Origin of the sequence: Rhodanobacter sp. LX-99, from assembly GCF_018599185.1 — a bacterium.
Taxonomy (GTDB): Bacteria; Pseudomonadota; Gammaproteobacteria; order Xanthomonadales; family Rhodanobacteraceae; genus Rhodanobacter.
The window spans coordinates 23,453-38,819 of sequence record NZ_JAHFVL010000002.1; the positions used below are offsets into that span (position 1 = coordinate 23,453).

Below are 15,367 nucleotides of genomic sequence, written 5' to 3' on the forward strand. Positions count from 1 at the left end.
TGTCGACATCCTGCCTGCAGAGATTGCCATGAACTGGAAAAACACCGCTGACCGTTACGGCCCGCTGTCGATTGCCATGCACTGGCTGATGCTGCTGTTGCTGGTCGCCGTGTATGCCTGCATCGAATTGCGCGGCTTCTATCCGCGCGGCAGCGACCTGCGCGAAGGCCTGAAGACCTGGCATTTCATGCTGGGCCTTGGCGTGTTCGCGCTGGTCTTCGTGCGGTTGGCGATCCGCTTCGCGGCGGGGGCGACGCCGCCGATCCGGCCGGCGCCGCCAGCGTGGCAGGAGCGCCTGGCCGGGCTGGTGCACCTGGCGCTGTACGCCTTCCTGATCGCGATGCCGCTGCTCGGCTGGCTCACCCTCAGCGCATCGGGCAAGCCGGTTCCGTTCTTCGGCCTGCAGTTGCCGGCGCTGGTGGGGGCGGACAAGGCACTCGCCGATTCGCTGAAAGAAATTCACGAGACCATCGGCACGATCGGCTACTACCTGGTCGGCCTGCATGCGGCGGCCGCGCTTCTCCACCACTACGGCATGCGCGACAACACCTTGCGACGCATGCTGCCGGGTGGGCTCAGTCGATCTTGATCGGCTCGTGCAGGCCGGGCAGCCGACAGGCGACGCCGCGCGCGGTCAGTACTTCCTGCATCGCCTGCATGCCGCGGTCGTATTCGCCGTGCACCAGGAACACCTTGCGCCGCGGCGCATCGCCCAGCCACGCCAGCAGCGACGGCTGGTCGGCGTGCGCGGAGAAGCCGTTGATCGTCCACACCTGCGCGCGCACCGGGATCTCCTCGTTGAACACGCGCACGCTGGCCGCGCCGTCGATGATCCGCCGCGCCAGCGTGCCCTCGGCGGCATAGCCGACGAACACCACGCTGCTGCGTTCGCGCCACAGGTTGTGCTTGAGGTGGTGGCGCACGCGGCCGCCGTTGCACATGCCGGAGCCGGCCAGGATGACCGCGCCCCCGTCGACGCTGTTGATCGCCATCGACTCGGCCGTCTCGCGGGTGAAGTGCAGGCCGGGCATGGCGAACGGATCGCCGTGCCGCAGTTCGTCCAGGAAACCGTCGTCGAAGCATTCCGGGTGGCGGCGGAAGATCTCGGTGGCCGAGATCGCCATCAGCGAATCCAGGAATACCCGCACGTGCCGCGGGATCGCGCCGCCAGCGATGCCGCGATGCAGGTAGTAGAGGATTTCCTGGGTGCGTTCGAGCGCGAAGGTGGGAATCACCACGTTGCCGCGACGCGTCACGGTCTCGCGGATGGCCCGGTACATCTCGTCGACCGAATCCGGTACCGAGCGGTGCGGGCGGTCGCCGTAGGTGCTTTCCATCACCACATAGTCGGCGGGCGGTGCGGGCGTCGGGTCGCGCAGCAGCGGCCGGCCCGGGTTGCCGAGGTCGCCGGAGAACAGCATGCGGCGGCGTTGCCTGCCGTCGTCCAGTTCGAGCAGCACCGAGGCCGAGCCGAGGATGTGGCCGGCGTCGAGGAAGCACGCGCTGACGCCGTCGACGACCTGGACGGTGTCGCCGTAGCCGACATCCGGACCGAAGAAATCCAGCGCGTGCAGCGCATCGTCGAGCGTATACAGTGGTGGTGGCGCCTCGCCGCGGCGATCGGTGCGCTGCGCCCGGCGCGCCTCCTCTTCCTGCAGGCCGGCGGCGTCCAGCATCACCACCCGGGCCAGCTCGCGGGTGGCGGCGGTGGTGAGGATGCGTCCGCGAAAGCCCTGGCGCACCAGCAGCGGAATCCGCCCGCAATGGTCCAGGTGGGCATGCGTCAGCAGCAGCACGCCGATGCCGGCCGGATCGAAGCCGAACGGTTCGGCGTTGGCCCGCTCGACCTCCTCGCTGCCCTGGAACAGGCCGCAGTCGATCAGTACGCGGCGGTCGTTGCAGGTGATCAGGTGGCAGGAACCGGTGACCTGCTTGGCGGCGCCATGGCAGCTGTAGATGATCATCGCGTTCTCGCATCGGAAACGAACGGCGGGTGCCTGCGTCGCCCCAGCCGGCGCAGGCTTTCCAACCATGCCGTGGCAACACCCAGCATGGCCGCCACGGCCGCCAGCGCGATGACGCCGGGCAGGGCGAGTGCCATCACGCTGCGGAAAAAGGGTACGCCGATCACGACCGCCAGCATCAGCGCCACGCCGCCGAACATCCGCGACAGCCAGGGGTTTTTCGCCGGGGTGCGGGCCAGTGCGGGGCGGGACGGGTCGCGGTTGGCCAGGGTCAGCAGGAACAGGCCGGTCACCAGTGCGATGAACACCGCGCTGCGGCTTTGTGCAGCGTCGAGGTCCTGGCCAAGCAGCAGGCCATAGCCGAGCAGCAGGATGCCGGCGAAGCCGAGTCCCTGGATCACCGCGTAGCGCAGGTTGGCGGCGGCGAACGGGGAGTCCGACGGTGCGCGCGGCGGTCGCCGCATGATGTCGTCGGCAGCGGGCTCCGCCTCGAACACCACCGAGCAGGCCGGGTCGATCAGCAGCTCCAGCAGCACGATGTGCACCGGCATCAGCAGTACCGGCCAGTGCAGCAGGGTCGGCACCAGCGCCAGCGCGATGATCGGCATGTGCACGGCGAACACGAAGCGGGTGGCCTTGGTGATGTTGTCGTAGATGCGCCGGCCCTGGCGGATCGCGCTGACGATGCTGGCGAAGCTGTCGTCCAGCAGCACCAGCGCGGCCGCTTCGCGCGCCACGTCGGTGCCGCGCTCGCCCATCGCGATGCCGACGTCGGCGGCCTTCAGCGCGGGCGCATCGTTCACGCCGTCGCCGGTCATCGCCACCGCCTCGCCGTCCTCGCGCAGCAGTTGCACCAGGCGCAGCTTCTGCTCGGGCTTGAGCCGCGCGCACAGGTCGACGTGGCCTAGGCGTTCGCGCAAAGCAGCGTCGCCCAGGGTCGCCATTTCCGCGCCGGTGATCACCTCGGCGCGTTCGCTCAGGCCTGCCTGACGGGCGATCGCGCGCGCGGTGGCCGGGTGGTCGCCGGTCAGCATGATGATGCGCACGCCGGCGGTGCGGCATTCGGCGATCGCCGCGGGTACCTCCGGGCGCGGCGGGTCGACGAAGCCGACCAGGCCGAGAAAGCGGAAGTCGAAGTCGTGCTGGCTGCGCGGCCACGCTTCGCCATGCCACTCGCCGCGGGCCACGCCGAGCACGCGCAGGCCGCGTTCGGCCATGGCTTCGACCTGGCGCAGGATGGCTGCGGCGTCGGCGGCGGACAGGTGGCACAGGTCGATCACCGCCTCCGGCGCGCCCTTGGTCGCCAGCAGGTGCCGGGTGCGCGCATCGCCGCGGAACACGCGGGTCATCGCCAGGATGTCCGGCGACAGGCCGTACTCGAACTCGGGCGACCATTCGGCGTGCACGTGCTCGGTGTCGGTGAGCCAGTGCAGCCCGAAGCCCTGGATCGCCTTCTCCATCGGGTCGAACGGATCCAGCGGCGTCGCCAGCATGGCGAACTCGACCAGCTCGTGGAACGGTTCGGGCAGCTCGGTCGAGTTCTCGTCATGGCAGCTGTCGTCGACCAGGCGCAGCTCGGCGACCTGCATGCGGTTCTGCGTCAGCGTGCCGGTCTTGTCCACCGCCAGCACCGAGATCGCGCCGAGCGCCTCCACCGCGGGCACGCGCCGGGTCAGCACCTTGTGCCTGGAGATCCGCCATGCGCCCAGCGCGAGGAACACGGTGAGGATCACCGGGATCTCTTCCGGCAGGATCGCCATGGTCAGCGCGATGCCGGCCAGCACGCTCTCCAGCAGGCCGTGCCCGTCCCACAGCCAGCCGAGCAGCGCATACGCCGTGGCCAGCAGCAGTCCGCCGATGGCGAGGTTGCGGATCAGCCGGCGCGAGGCCTGCTGCAATCCGGATACCGGTTCGACGGTGGACGTGAGCGCCTGGCCGATACGGCCGACGGCGGTGGATTCGGCGACCGCGTGGGTCTCGGCAACACCGACGCCCTTGGTCACCACCGTGCTGGCGAACAGCTGGCCGGCGTCGTCGCCCGGCAGCTTGGTGACCGGCACCGCCTCGCCGGTGAGCAGCGACTCGTTGACATCCAGGTGGCCGTCCAGCAGCACGGCATCGGCGGCGATGCGATCACCCTCATGCAGCACCAGCAGGTCGCCGACCACCACATCGCGCCCGGGCACGCGCATTTCCTGGCCGCCGCGGATCACCAGCGCGCGCGGGGCGGACAATTCGCGCAACGACTCCAGCGCGCGCTGGGTCTTGCGCTCCTGCGCCAGCGTGATGCCGATGACCACGAACACGGCCGACAGCAGGAACGACGCCTCGGCGCGGTCGCCCAGCGCCAGGTACAGGCCGCCGGCGACCAGCAGCATCAGGAACATCGGCTCGGTCAGCACGCCGCGGACGATCGCGAACAGGCTCTTGGGCGTGCTGCCCGGCAGCAGGTTCGGGCCGTGTTCGGCCAGTCGCCGCGCGGCTTCGGCCGGATCAAGCCCGGGGCGGCTGGTGGCCGGTTGCGGTGGCCCTGTTTCGCTCATGCATCGGTCCGGCTGCTACTCGCGCCGAGAATGTCGCTCAACGGCAAACCAGCACCGGCACGTCGCCGTTGAGGATCACCTTGTGCGTCTCGCTGCCCAGCAGCAGCCGGTCGAAGCCGCGCCAGCCGTGCGAGGCCATCACGATCAGGTCGCACTGGTGCTTGCGGGCAGCGCCGACGATGGCGGAGTAGGGTCGCGCATCGACCTCGGAGCTGCTTTCGCAAGAGACGCCGGCGGCCTCCGCGCGCCGACGCACATCGGCTAGGTAGCGTTCGGCATTGGCGTTGGCTTCCTGGGTGTATGCGGGCTCGTTGGCCTGGACGAACTCGGCGAAATAGGTGGAAGCGGGGAACGGCGCGATCACATGGAATGCGTACACGCGGGCTCCCAGCCTGGCGGCCAACTCGATACCGGTGTCGACGGCGCGCAGGGACAGTTCGGAACCGTCGGTGGGCAGCAGGATGTGCTTGAACATGGCGAACTCCTCATACTTGCTCGATAGTCAGCGGCAGGTATAGCCGCCATCGATGACCAACTCGCTGCCGGTCACGAACTTCGACTCGTCGGAGGCGAGGTAGACCGCGCCCCAGGCGATGTCGTCCGGGTCGCCCATGTGACCCAGCGGATGCAGCGCCCCGACCTCGCGCCGGTGCTGTTCGGGGTCGCCGCCCATGGACGCGATGTGCTGTTCCACCATCGGCGTCCAGATGAAGCCGGGATGGATCGAATTCACCCGGATATGGTCGGCGGCGTACAGCAGTGCGTCGGTCTTGCTCATCAGGCGAACCGCGCCCTTGGATGCGTGATACGGCGGCAGGTCGGGCGCGCCGACCAGGCCGTAGATCGACGACAGGTTGATGACGCTGCCGCCGCCGGCCGCGCGCAGCGGCGCGATCGCGTGCTTGGTGCAGAAGAACACGCCCTTCACGTTGACGGCCTGCACGCGGTCCCATTCGGCCTCGGTGAGTTCGTGGGTCGGCTTGTTCGGCCCGGCGATGCCGGCATTGTTGACGAGGACGTCCAGCCGTCCGAACGCGGCCACGGCGGCAGTGATCGCCGCGACCACGTCGGCTTCCACCGCGACGTCGGCGTGGAAGTAACGCGCGTCGTCGCCGAACTCGGCGGCCAGCTGCTGTCCCGGCCCATCGTGCAGGTCGACGATGGCCACCTGCGCGCCGGCTTCCAGCATGCGGCGCACGCAGGCGGCGCCGATGCCCACGGCGCCGCCTGTCACCAATGCCACTTTGCCGCTCAATCTGCCCATGGCCATGACCTCCTCGGGGGATTGATGCATAGCATGTGCGCGCCGGCATGCGCCGGTATTGATCGGTGTCAAGTGGAGGTCATGCCGGCGCGTCGATGTCGCCGGAACGAATCATTTCAGCCGGGTGCAGGCGGCGGCCTGGGTGGGGCTGGCTGGGGCGCCGCGGATACGGCCGGCGTTGGAGACCACGACGACGAGCGCATCGCTCGCCTTGGATGGCTGGCAGAACAGCAGGGTGATGTTGCTGCCACTGGCGCTGCCGTCGGGATGGAAACGCACGACGTGCCGGCCGCCGCTGCTGTAGATGGCCACTTTTCCCGCGTATCCCTGGCCGACGTGCAGCGGGCTGCCGTCGGGCTGGTCATCGCGATTGCCGTCGCGGCCGAGCAGCCAGCCGCTCTCCCATCGCGTGGCGCCGCTGCAGCTGCTGCCGTCCCGGGTAGGGCAGAACAGCGTGCGCCTGCCGCTCATGACGGCAGCCTCGCGGGCATGTTGCAGGGCGGCGATGAAATCGGTCTGGGCCACCCGCAGCTCGTTGCGGCTCAACAATTGCCGCAGTGGCGGGGCGGCGATGCCCATGAGTACCGCGATGATGGCGAGCACCATGACCTGCTCGATCAGGGTCACGCCGCACTGCCGGCGCAGTGGCCTGGAATTCCTTGAAACCGACACGGCATCGCTTCCTGCGTGGTCCGGGAGGTTCATGCTAGGGCGTTGCCGTCGCCCGGCCAGCAGTCCGGCCGCCACCCGCATGTCGGTTCCTGCTGACGCGTCCTGTCAGCAGGGGCGATTTAAAATGACCTGTCGCCCCCACATCTGTAGCCGATGACTGACCGCTTCCAACTCGCCGCCCCCTATCAGCCCGCCGGCGACCAGCCGCAGGCGATCCAGCGCCTGTCCGAGGGTTTCGAGGCCGGCCTGGCCGCGCAGACCCTGCTCGGCGTGACCGGCTCGGGCAAGACCTACACCATCGCCAACGTGATCGAGCGCATCCAGCGCCCGACCATCGTGATGGCGCCGAACAAGACGCTGGCCGCGCAGCTGTATGGCGAGTTCAAGGAGTTCTTCCCGCACAACGCGGTGGAGTACTTCGTCAGCTACTACGACTACTACCAGCCGGAAGCCTACGTGGTGGCGTCGGACACCTTCATCGAGAAGGACGCCTCGATCAACGAGCACATCGAGCAGATGCGGCTGTCGGCGACCAAGGCGCTGCTGTCGCGGCGGGACTCGATCATCGTGGCCACGGTGTCGGCGATCTACGGCCTGGGCAATCCGGAGGACTACCTGAGCCTGCGGCTGATCCTGGCCAAGGGCGAGCGGATCGACCAGCGCAAGCTGATCCACCAGCTGACCGAGCTGCAGTACACCCGCAACGAGATGGAACTGCGCCGCGGCACCTACCGCGTGCGCGGCGAGATCGTCGACGTGTTCCCGGCCGAGTCGGAGACCGAGGCGCTGCGCATCGAGCTGTTCGACGGCGAGGTGGAGAACATGGCGCTGTTCGACCCGCTCACCGGCGAGACGATCCGCAAGGTGCAGCGCTATACGGTCTACCCGCGCACGCACTACGCCAGCACGCGCGAGAGCGTGCTGAACGCGATCGAGACGATCAAGGTCGAGCTGAAGGAGCGGCTGGAGCTGCTGTACCGCGAGAACAAGCTGGTCGAGGCGCAGCGGCTGGACCAGCGCACCCGCTTCGACCTGGAGATGATGGCCGAGGTGGGCTACTGCCAGGGCATCGAGAACTACTCGCGCCACCTGACCCGGCGCGCGCCGGGCGAGCCGCCGCCGACGCTGTTCGACTACCTGCCGGCCGACGGCCTGCTGGTGGTGGACGAGTCGCACGTCACCGTGCCGCAGCTCGGTGCGATGTACAAGGGCGACCGCTCGCGCAAGGAGACGCTGGTGGAGTTCGGCTTCCGCCTGCCCTCGGCGATGGACAACCGCCCGCTGCGTTTCGAGGAGTGGGAGGAACGCGTGCCGCGCGCGATCTACGTCTCCGCCACGCCGCGCGACTACGAACTGCACAAATCCGGCGACGCGGTGACCGAACTGGTGGTGCGCCCGACCGGCCTGGTCGACCCGGAAGTCGAGGTGCGCCCGGTCCGCACCCAGGTCGACGACCTGCTCAGCGAGGTGCACAAGCGCGTGGCGATCGGCGACCGCGTGCTGGTCACCACGCTGACCAAGCGCATGGCCGAGAATCTCACCGAATACCTGTCCGAGCACGACGTGAAGGTGCGCTACCTGCATTCGGACATCGAGACGGTCGAACGCAGCGAGATCATCCGCGACCTGCGCCTGGGCGAGTTCGACGTGCTGGTCGGCATCAACCTGCTGCGCGAGGGCCTGGACATGCCCGAGGTGTCGCTGGTGGCGATCCTCGACGCCGACAAGGAAGGCTTCCTGCGTTCCACCGGCTCGCTGATCCAGACCATCGGCCGCGCCGCCCGCAACGTGCGCGGCAAGGCCATTCTCTACGCCGACAACGTCACCCGCTCGATGCAGGCGGCGATGGACGAGACCGCCCGCCGCCGCGAGAAGCAGATGGCGTGGAACCTGCAGCAGGGCATCACCCCGACCACCATCGTGCGGCGCATCGCCGACATCATGGAGGGCGCGCGCAGCGAGGCGGGCAATCGCCGCGGCAGCAAGTCGTCCTCGCGCGGCCGCGTCGCCGTGGCCGAGCAGGCCGCCGACTATGCCGGGCTCAGCGCACCGCAGGCGGCAGGCATGCTGAAGAAACTGGAAGCCCAGATGTACAAGCACGCGCAGAACCTGGAGTTCGAGGACGCCGCCCGGCTGCGCGACCAGATCCACCAATTGCGCGAGCAGGCCCTGCGCTGAGCCGGCAACCCGGTCGCCGGCGGGATATTGTCGAGCGCCGGCAGCTCCCGTATACTGCGCGGCTCGCGTGGCCGGTATGCGCGATACGGGCGGTTAGCTCAGCGGTAGAGCACTACCTTGACATGGTAGGGGTCACAAGTTCGATCCTTGTACCGCCCACCAATTGAAATCCAGCAGCGGCGCGGCCCCCAAGGGTCGCGCCGCTGCCGTCTCCGGGCGGCCGATTCGGCACTGCCCCCGGATTGACCCTGCGGGGCCGAGGTACCTTGGCCGCCAGTTCGGCAAGCCAGGCATCCAGTGCCAACCGAATCTGGCTCAAGTGGTCCGGGTTGTACTTTGCATACCGTTCCGTGGTCCGATGGCTTTCGCCGCCACGATGGCCCAACTGCTCCGATACCTCCCATCCCGGCATGTGGTGGCCAGGCGAATCGCGCACTAAGTCAGAACGTGTGAGTCCTCGGGGATCACGTTGAGAAAAGCGGCGGACTGATCCAGGGGCGATGCGTGTTCGAAGGCCTCGCCCTCCTGCGGACGCTGGATAAAAGGCACGCTCTCAATTTCCTGTCGCCGCCGGGCACGATTTAGCGCGCCTTGCCTGCACCGAGTACGCGGCGGGTGGTCGATTCACGCATGCGTGCATTGAGCCAAAGCCATGCATCGCGAGTTCAGGGTCAAATGGGATCTGCCGATCCGCAGCACCAGCCTAAGCCTCAACGTACAGTTGACGACACTGCGGCGCGCAGCAGGCGTCCGGCCGAGGTGGCTGCCTTGTTGCATCCCAGGGCCATGCGTATCAGACGGGGGTTGACATGCATGGGTACTACCCGTAAAAGGGTCATAAATGATCCGTTATTGGCCATATAGGTCATATAAGAGCCATGAAACGTCGGGAATCCGATTTTGCCAGCCCTCCCGTCGAAGCCGCCGGACACCACTTGGGTGCTTTGGTGCGACAGGCACGCGTCGCGCGCAACTGGACCATGGCCGAGCTGGCAGAACGCGCCCGGGTCAGCCTGGCCACGCTCAAGCGCATCGAGGGCGGTTCGTTGTCGACGTCGCTTGGCGCCTGGCTGGCGGTGTTCGAGCGCGTCGGGCTCATGTCACGTCTGGCGGAGCTTCGCGACCCGGTTTCCGAGGTTTTGCTCAACGCGACCCGGGCCAAGCGTCCGCGCGGCCGGTCGGCAAAGTCCGATCTGGACTTTTGAGACATGTCTGAGCGCATCGTATTCATGCATCTGCCGGGTGAAACCGAGGCAGTGCCTGCGGGTCGGCTGACCATGATCGAGCAGGGCCTGCAGGTGCAGGCCTCACGCTTTGCCTATGGCCGCCGCTACCTGCAACGCGCCAATGCCGTGCCGGTAGATCCCGTTGCCCTGGCTCTTGCCGACGGCGGCGATGATGCGGATCTGGTGCCACCCGATGGCCTGGCCCTGTTTGGAGCGCTTCGCGATGCCACCCCCGACGCCTGGGGGCGTCGGGTCATCGAGAACCGGCTCAAGGCACCTCCCAATGGCTTGCCGGAATCGACCTATCTGGATCATGCCGGCCCGCACCGCGCAGGTGCGCTGGACGTACGGCCGACACCGACCAGCCGGCCGGCTGACGGTGCGCTGCCATCCGTGATGGACCTGGGTCACCTGCTCGATGCCGCAGCTCGTATCGAGGAGGGCGAGCCGGTGCCTGCGCATCTGGAGGTGTTCTTTGCGGGTGGTCCGTCGGTCGGTGGCGCACGGCCCAAGGCCGTGGTTCGCGTGGGCGATGGCGAATGGATTGCCAAGTTCCCTTCCGTGAATGACCGCTTCAATGTGCCGCTGATCGAATGCGCCACCCTGGAGCTGGCTCGCGAAGCGGGACTCGACGTACCCCGCACTAGTATCGAGTCATTGGCCGATGACCGACAGGTCATGCTGATAGAGCGCTTCGATCGCGTGCCGCTGCCGACGGGTATCGGTCGCCGACACATGGTCAGTGCGCTGACCCTGCTGGCGCTGCACGAGCAGGACTCGCCCGATTCCAGCTACGCCGCGATTGCCGATGCGCTGGGTCAGCATGGCGTAGCCGGGAACATCGCGCGCGATCGCCGCGAGCTTTATGCCCGCATGGTCTTCAATATCCTGGTGACCAATGACGATGACCACCTGCGCAACCATGCCTTTCTCTACGATGAAAAGGCCGAAGGCTGGCGCCTCAGTCCACTGTACGATGTGGTGCCCAAGCCACAGGCGGCACAGGAACGCATGCTGCATCTTTCCGTCGGGCCGCAGGGCCGGGTCGCACGGCTGGACAACGCGCTGGCGGGCGCGGGGCGCTTTGGCCTGCTGCCACCGGATGCGGCCGCGATTGTGGATCGCGTCGTGAGAGCGGTGCGAAGCTGGCGGGACACATTCGAACGGTTGGGCGTATCGACACGCGATTGTGACCGGGTGAGCAGCGCCTTCCGGCGCGCCGGCGACATCGGCATGCGGGAGGTGGAACGATATCTCTAGGAGCTCGCCGCAAGGGATGCGTTTCGGCGGTCAGCACCACCTGGTCGAGGTCCAGTGCGGCCTGCGCGTCGGTCATCGCCGCGTCTGTCGCGATGGCCTTGGGTTCGGGGGAGGGGCGGCGCCTTCGCAGCGCAGGCGGCGCAGAGTGCGGCGAGCAGCAGGGGAGCGATTTTCTTCATCGGATTCGTTTCGACTCGATTGGGGCGATGCGTGCGGGTCAGGCCCTGGCGCGCAGCACGGCCAGCACGTCGTGGCAGGCGCCCATGGTGTGGTAGTCGGTCTTGCCGGCGGGACTCTTCTCGTCGTCGTACTTGCGGTTCTCCCGATCGAGGATGCGGTACCAGGCGCCATGCTCGTGGTCGATCATGTGCTGCCAGGCGTAATCCCACAGTCTGTCGTACCAGCGCCAATAGGCCTCGCTGTCGTCGGCGACGGCGAGGCGCGCGGCAGTGGCGATCGATTCGGCCTGCACCCAGAAATACTTGTCCTCGTCGCAAACGAAGTTCCCGCCGTCGGGCAGCGCGCGGCCGGGGATGCCCTTGCGCAACGCCTCCGGGGCGAAGCCGTAGACGAGGCCGCCGAAGTCGGCATCCCATGCCGCGGCGACCGCGCGGTCGAACAGTTCGCGCGCCTTCGGCAGCAGCCATCCGACCGCTTCGCCCGATGCGCGCAGGTGGCCATCGAGGGTCAGCAGCAGCTTGGCCCATTCGGTCTGGTGGCCGGGCTGGAAACCCCACGGCCGGAACAGGTGGCGCGGATCGTCGCGGTGGTAATCGGTGTCGATGTTCCAGTCGCGATCGTAGTGCTCCCATACCAGTCCGCCGGCCTGCGCGGCCTGGCGACGGGTCATGTGGTCGGCCAGCAGCAATGCGCGGTCGAGGTAGCGGCGTTCGCCGCTGGCGCCATACGCGGCCAGCATCGCCTCGCACATGTGCATGTTGGCGTTCTGGCCGCGGTAGCCGCTGAAGTTCCATTCGCGGTCGGCTTCGTCACGGTACAGGCCAGCGGATGCTTCCCAGTAGCGCTGTTGCAGCAGTTCCCAGGTTTCGTCCATCCACGGTTTCGCTTCGTCGATGCCGGCCCTGACCGCGGTCGCATAGGCCAGCAGCACGAAGGCCGCGCCGTAGCAGTGCTGGGTGGTGTCTTCCGGCTTGCCGTCGCGCAGGGTCCAGAAATAGCCGCCGCTCTGCGGGTCGCGGTGCTTCTCGCGCAGGAAGGCCAGGCCATGGCGCGCGGCCCGCAGGTATTCGTCGCGCAAGGCGGGATCCTCGCCGCCGAACTCGTTCGCCGCGGTCGCGTAGTTGAAGACGAAGCGCGTGCTGCTGACCAGGTGCCGGTGCGTGGCATCGTAGACGCGGCCGTCGTCCTTGAAGTAGTGGAAGAAGCCGCCGGTCGGGTCGATGCAATGCGGATGGTAGAAGGCCATGGTGCGGCGGATGTGGTCGCGCAGGAAAGCCTCGCTGCGGAAGTCGTCGTGGGCGGGGATGGTCTGGCTCATCGCGTTCACCTGGTCCGGGTATGGGTAGGGGATGGCTGCACGGCATCGGCCAGCGTGTGCAGGCGCAGCGACTTGCGCAAAGCGTCGAGGCCGGCGCCGGACGTCACGCGCAGGGAGATGCTTTCGCCCGGCAGCAGGGTTAGCGCGTTGTCGGACGGCTCGGCGTCGAGATTGCCGAAGTCGATCCACAACGCACGCGCCAGCTTCCGCGCGTGCAGGTCGAGCGCGTATCCATCGCCGTCGCGGCGCAGTTCGGCCCGTACGCCCGGATCGGGCCACGCGATGTCTTTCGCCGGCTTGAACCAGACCACGCTGCGCGATGGCGGCTCGCCTTCGGCCTGCAGGTCGAACACCGCGACGGTCGATGCCGGATCGGCGTTGCCGAGCAGGTCGGTGTCGCTGTAGGTCGCGAACTTCGCGGCCGCCAGCGGCGCGATGTCGACCGGCTTGCGCTCGTCACGCAGCACCTTGCCATCCAGTGTCAGCACCCGCAAGCGCAGTTCGCCTCGCCGCGGCTTCGTGCGATCCGAGATCAGGCTCGTGGTGGTTTCGCCATCCTTGCGCAGCGCGGCGACCGCAACCGGGGCGTAGAAACGGCGCGCATGGAACTGCAGCGCCTTCCAGCGCCCGAACCAGTCGATGCCCGACCACGACGCGCCTGGCCACACGTCGTTGAGCTGCCAGTACAGCGAACCCATCGTGTACGGGCGGCTGGCGCGGTGGTGGAGCGCGGCCAGTTCGATGCCTTCGGCCTGCATCGCCTGGCTCAGGTAGACGAAGTCGTCGAAGTTTCTCGGTTCGCCGAATTCCATGCGCACGTAGTGCAGCAGGCGCTCGTTGCCCTTGCCGGCGAGGAACTTCTGGTGCGCCTCGATGACCGGGCTGGCGATGCCCTGCTCATCGCGCTTCGCGAATGCGTCGATGGTGCGCGGCGACGGCCATGCCTGCAGCCCGTACTCGGACATGAAGCGCGGGGTCACGTCGAGGTAGGCGACCGGCGGCCGTGCCGGGTTGCCCCAGACTTCCCAGTAGTGCATGTCGCCGCTGGCGGGCGTGTTGGCGACTTCGGCCAGGTCGTCGCTGGGCGAACTGGCCCAGTAGGCGATGCCGTTGCCGTCCTCTTCGACCACCTTGCGCAGGTCGTGGCCGAACAGTTGCACGTAGCCGTTCCACACCTTTTCCGCGAACGCGGGATCGGCGGCCTTCAGGTCGCGGCCTTGACCCCAGTACTTCCATGCAACCTCTTCCTCGTTGTTGCCGCACCACAGGGCCAGGCTGGGGTGATTGCGCAGGCGGCGCACCTGTTCGCGCGCCTCGGCCACCACATTGGCACGGAAGGCGTCGTCGTAGGCGGGCTGCATCCCGCCGCCGAACATGAAGTCCTGCCAGACCAGCAGGCCTAGCTCGTCGGCCAGGTCGAAGAAATCGTCGCTTTCGTAATAACCGCCGCCCCAGCTGCGGATCATGTTCATGTGCGCGTCGTGCGCCGACTGCAGGACGCGGCGCAGCTGTGCCTTCGTCACCCGCGGCTGGAACATGTCGAACGGAATCGCGTTGGCGCCCTTGGCGAACACCGGGATGCCGTTGACGGCGAAGTAGAAGCTCTTGCCTCTGGCGTCCGGTTCGCGGCGCAATTCGATGCGGCGCAGGCCGGTGCGTTGGCTGGCGTGGGCGACGACCTGCTTGCCGTCGTCGACCTCGAGGTCGTAGCGGTACAACGGCTGGGCGCCGTATCCGTTCGGGTACCAGCGCTGCGGCCGGTCGATCCGCAGCCGCAGGGAGACGGTGGCCGTGCCGGCCTTCAGCGCGGCGTGCCGCTGCGCCGCCAGCGTGCGCTTGCCGTCGGGCGCGGTCTGCCACAGGCGCAGGTCGAAGGCGCCGTCGCGCACGGCATCCATCGTCGCGATCACGGTCAGCTCGGCGCGCGCTTCGTCCACGCGGTCCTGGCGCAGTTGCAGGTCGTCGATGCGCAGCTTGTCCCAGCTTTCCAGCCGCACCGGCTTCCACACGCCGGCGGTGACGTAGCGCGGGCCCCAGTCCCAGCCGTAGTGGTAGCCCGGCTTGCGCGCGAAGTTGGCGGTCATCGCGTCTTTCGGCTCGTCGCCGTAGGGCGAAGGGTAGTTGCCGGCGAGTTTGTGCGGCATCGCCCGCACCTGCGGCAGCAACTTCGTGATCGGCGAGTGGAACACGATGCGCAGTTCGTTGCCGGTCGCGCGCAGCTTGCCCTGCACCGGCACGCGCCATGTGCGGAAGAAGTTGTCGGCGTCGAGCAGTTTCTCGCCGTTGAGCCAGACCTCGGCGAAGGTATCGAGCCCCTCGAAGACCAGGTCGCTGCGCGCATGGTCCAGCGTGCCGTCCGGCACGTCGAAGGTGGTGCGGTATTCCCAGTCGGCCAGGCCGATCCACTGCAGCCGGGCCTCGACCGCGCCGACGTAGGGATCGGGGATCAGCTTGTTGGCCAGCAGGTCGGTGTGGACCGTTCCCGGTACTTTCGCCGGGCGCCAGTCGGCCGCTTCGGGGTGCGCCTGGGCCGCGGCGTTGCCGGGCGCGAGCCGGAATTGCCAACCGCTGTCCAGGGTGAGTCCGCTGGACGGGCCGGCAACCGCAGTCGCGGCGACCAGGGCAAGGAGCAGGCCGGCGAGCAGCCGGTGCAGCGGCTGCAGGCGGCGGGAAGAAGGGAGCGTGCCGGTCATGGTGGAGTGTCGAGTCCTCGCGCCGTTCCAACGGGAAGGCCGATCCGCGCGCTGCGCATGGGCGCCGTC

General features: G+C 67.9%; 11 protein-coding genes and 1 tRNA gene. 5 read left to right on the plus strand and 7 right to left on the minus strand.

Translation table 11 applies throughout. The features are described 5' to 3' along the window. The first annotated feature begins 28 nt into the window (after positions 1-28). Positions 29-589, plus strand: coding sequence for a cytochrome b (locus KK131_RS10760; RefSeq protein WP_214556740.1), 561 nt, complete (start codon positions 29-31; stop codon positions 587-589). Here the strand turns inward: KK131_RS10760 and KK131_RS10765 are convergent. From KK131_RS10765 to KK131_RS10785, 5 genes are all read right to left on the minus strand, one after another. Beyond that, positions 576-1,964, minus strand: a complete 1,389-nt coding sequence (locus KK131_RS10765) for an MBL fold metallo-hydrolase (protein WP_214556741.1) — start codon at positions 1,962-1,964, stop codon at positions 576-578. The genes KK131_RS10760 and KK131_RS10765 overlap by 14 nt on opposite strands. After that, positions 1,961-4,507, minus strand: coding sequence for a cation-translocating P-type ATPase (locus tag KK131_RS10770; RefSeq protein WP_214556742.1), 2,547 nt, complete (start codon positions 4,505-4,507; stop codon positions 1,961-1,963). The genes KK131_RS10765 and KK131_RS10770 overlap by 4 nt, the downstream gene beginning before the upstream one ends. Before the next feature lie 37 nt (positions 4,508-4,544). Continuing rightward, complete coding sequence (locus KK131_RS10775) at positions 4,545-4,982, minus strand: universal stress protein (RefSeq protein WP_214556743.1); 438 nt, start codon at positions 4,980-4,982, stop codon at positions 4,545-4,547. A 27-nt stretch (positions 4,983-5,009) separates the two neighbouring features. Continuing rightward, the gene (locus KK131_RS10780) at positions 5,010-5,771 is read right to left on the minus strand and encodes a glucose 1-dehydrogenase (RefSeq protein ID WP_214556744.1); all 762 of its coding nucleotides are present in this window, start codon (positions 5,769-5,771) and stop codon (positions 5,010-5,012) included. Between the two features lie 111 nt (positions 5,772-5,882). Next, positions 5,883-6,398, minus strand: coding sequence for a GspH/FimT family pseudopilin (locus KK131_RS10785; RefSeq protein ID WP_345777241.1), 516 nt, complete (start codon positions 6,396-6,398; stop codon positions 5,883-5,885). Positions 6,399-6,596: 198 nt separating this feature from the next. On the opposite strand from KK131_RS10785, the gene uvrB reads away from it, so the two are divergent. From uvrB to KK131_RS10805, 4 genes are all read left to right on the plus strand, one after another. After that, the gene (gene uvrB / locus KK131_RS10790; protein WP_214556745.1) at positions 6,597-8,621 is read left to right on the plus strand and encodes an excinuclease ABC subunit UvrB; all 2,025 of its coding nucleotides are present in this window, start codon (positions 6,597-6,599) and stop codon (positions 8,619-8,621) included. Between the two features lie 87 nt (positions 8,622-8,708). After that, positions 8,709-8,783, plus strand: a tRNA-Val gene (locus KK131_RS10795). Between the two features lie 716 nt (positions 8,784-9,499). After that, complete coding sequence (locus KK131_RS10800) at positions 9,500-9,826, plus strand: helix-turn-helix transcriptional regulator (RefSeq protein WP_214556746.1); 327 nt, start codon at positions 9,500-9,502, stop codon at positions 9,824-9,826. 3 nt (positions 9,827-9,829) lie between these two features. Further along, positions 9,830-11,107 (plus strand): HipA domain-containing protein, encoded by a 1,278-nt coding sequence (locus KK131_RS10805; RefSeq protein WP_214556747.1) that lies wholly within the window; start codon positions 9,830-9,832, stop codon positions 11,105-11,107. Positions 11,108-11,324: 217 nt separating this feature from the next. Here KK131_RS10805 and KK131_RS10810 read toward each other — a convergent pair whose 3' ends face one another. After that, positions 11,325-12,605, minus strand: coding sequence for an AGE family epimerase/isomerase (locus KK131_RS10810; RefSeq protein WP_214556748.1), 1,281 nt, complete (start codon positions 12,603-12,605; stop codon positions 11,325-11,327). 5 nt (positions 12,606-12,610) lie between these two features. Beyond that, entirely contained in the window at positions 12,611-15,298 is a 2,688-nt protein-coding gene (locus KK131_RS10815; RefSeq protein ID WP_250887219.1) for a glycoside hydrolase family 2 protein, read from the minus strand. Positions 15,299-15,367 lie beyond the last annotated feature (69 nt).

What these genes read in the sequence shown, in the direction of transcription:
- KK131_RS10810 (WP_214556748.1), bottom strand. Translation starts at nt 12,605, where the DNA reads ATGAGCCAGACCATCCCCGCCCACGACGACTTCCGCAGCGAGGCTTTC.
- KK131_RS10770 (WP_214556742.1), bottom strand. Translation starts at nt 4,507, where the DNA reads ATGAGCGAAACAGGGCCACCGCAACCGGCCACCAGCCGCCCCGGGCTT.
- KK131_RS10780 (WP_214556744.1), bottom strand. Translation starts at nt 5,771, where the DNA reads ATGGGCAGATTGAGCGGCAAAGTGGCATTGGTGACAGGCGGCGCCGTG.
- KK131_RS10760 (WP_214556740.1), top strand. Translation starts at nt 29, where the DNA reads ATGAACTGGAAAAACACCGCTGACCGTTACGGCCCGCTGTCGATTGCC.
- KK131_RS10815 (WP_250887219.1), bottom strand. Translation starts at nt 15,298, where the DNA reads ATGACCGGCACGCTCCCTTCTTCCCGCCGCCTGCAGCCGCTGCACCGG.
- KK131_RS10775 (WP_214556743.1), bottom strand. Translation starts at nt 4,982, where the DNA reads ATGTTCAAGCACATCCTGCTGCCCACCGACGGTTCCGAACTGTCCCTG.
- KK131_RS10800 (WP_214556746.1), top strand. Translation starts at nt 9,500, where the DNA reads ATGAAACGTCGGGAATCCGATTTTGCCAGCCCTCCCGTCGAAGCCGCC.
- uvrB (WP_214556745.1), top strand. Translation starts at nt 6,597, where the DNA reads ATGACTGACCGCTTCCAACTCGCCGCCCCCTATCAGCCCGCCGGCGAC.
- KK131_RS10765 (WP_214556741.1), bottom strand. Translation starts at nt 1,964, where the DNA reads ATGATCATCTACAGCTGCCATGGCGCCGCCAAGCAGGTCACCGGTTCC.
- KK131_RS10805 (WP_214556747.1), top strand. Translation starts at nt 9,830, where the DNA reads ATGTCTGAGCGCATCGTATTCATGCATCTGCCGGGTGAAACCGAGGCA.